Origin of the sequence: Acetobacter lambici (assembly GCF_011516885.1) — a bacterium.
GTDB lineage: Bacteria > Pseudomonadota > Alphaproteobacteria > Acetobacterales > Acetobacteraceae > Acetobacter > Acetobacter lambici.
On the sequence record NZ_WOTD01000135.1, the window covers coordinates 1 to 1,210 of the forward strand.

The window sequence follows — 1,210 nt, forward strand, 5'->3', positions numbered from 1 at the left end:
AATTCATAGGAACTGCGTCTTTTAAGAAGGATCTGTCATGACCAGCCTGTTTGAGCCGATTGAACTGGGAAGCATTTACGCCAAAAACAGAATTCTCATGGCGCCGCTGACACGCGGTCGGAGCACCCGTGATCATGTGCCCACCCCCATCATGGCCGAATATTACGCGCAACGGGCCGGAGCCGGTCTGATCATCTCAGAAGCGACCGGGATCAGCCGCGAAGGTCTTGGCTGGCCGTATGCGCCGGGCCTGTGGTCGCAGGAACAGGTGGAAGCCTGGAAGCCCATCACCGCCGCAGTTCACGCCAAGGGCGGAAAGATTGTGGCCCAGCTCTGGCATATGGGTCGGATGGTTCATTCCAGCGTGACGGGCCAGCAACCTGTGTCCTGCTCGGCGACAAAAGCGCCTGAAGCCCTCCATACGTACGATGGCAAGCAGGCTCCCGAAGTCGCCCGCCCTCTCACCAAGGAGGACATTGCCCGCATCCTGAACGACTACGAAAATGCTGCTCGCAATGCCCTTCAGGCAGGCTTTGACGGTGTGCAGATTCATGCCGCCAACGGTTATCTGATCGACGAATTTCTGCGGGACGGCACCAATCATCGTTCCGACGAATATGGCGGTTCGCCGGAAAACCGCATCCGCTTCCTGCGTGAAGTCACCGAACGCGTGATCGCAACGATTGGCGCGCACAAAACGTCAGTAAGGCTGTCCCCCAATGGCGATACGCAGGGCTGCATCGACAGTCATCCAGAGCAGGTTTTTGTGCCGGCCGCAAAGCTGCTGAATGACCTCGATATCGCTTTCCTTGAACTGCGCGAGCCCGGACCGAACGGCACGTTCGGCAAGACCGACCAGCCCAAGCTGCATGGTCCGATCCGCGAAGTCTTCAGGAAGCCGCTGGTTCTGAATCAGGACTACACACGGGAAGAAGCGATCGAGACAGTCGCTACCGGTGTTGCGGACGCCATTGCGTTTGGTCGGCCTTTCCTCGCCAATCCGGACCTCGTGCGTCGTCTGGAAGACAATCTGCCCCAGAACAAGGACGATATCCGCACCTGGTACTCGCAGGGTGCAGAAGGCTATACGGATTATCCGCTTGCTCGCTGATACCCTATTTTTCCCGCAAGTTCCTTCCAATGGAAGGAACTTGCATTTGAACTATAGAAAATATTTAGCCGCCGACGTGATACTTGTCGTGAAGTAGGC

General features: G+C 57.0%; 1 protein-coding gene. It reads left to right on the forward strand.

The window, feature by feature from the left end:
• Positions 1–37: 37 nt before the first annotated feature.
• Positions 38–1,111 carry an alkene reductase gene (locus GOB86_RS15475; protein WP_010511738.1) on the forward strand — a complete coding sequence of 358 codons (1,074 nt, stop codon included), beginning with the start codon at positions 38–40 and terminating at the stop codon, positions 1,109–1,111.
• Positions 1,112–1,210: the final 99 nt, after the last annotated feature.

Coding starts and splice junctions, on each gene's coding strand:
- GOB86_RS15475 (WP_010511738.1), top strand. CDS start 38: ATGACCAGCCTGTTTGAGCCGATTGAACTGGGAAGCATTTACGCCAAA.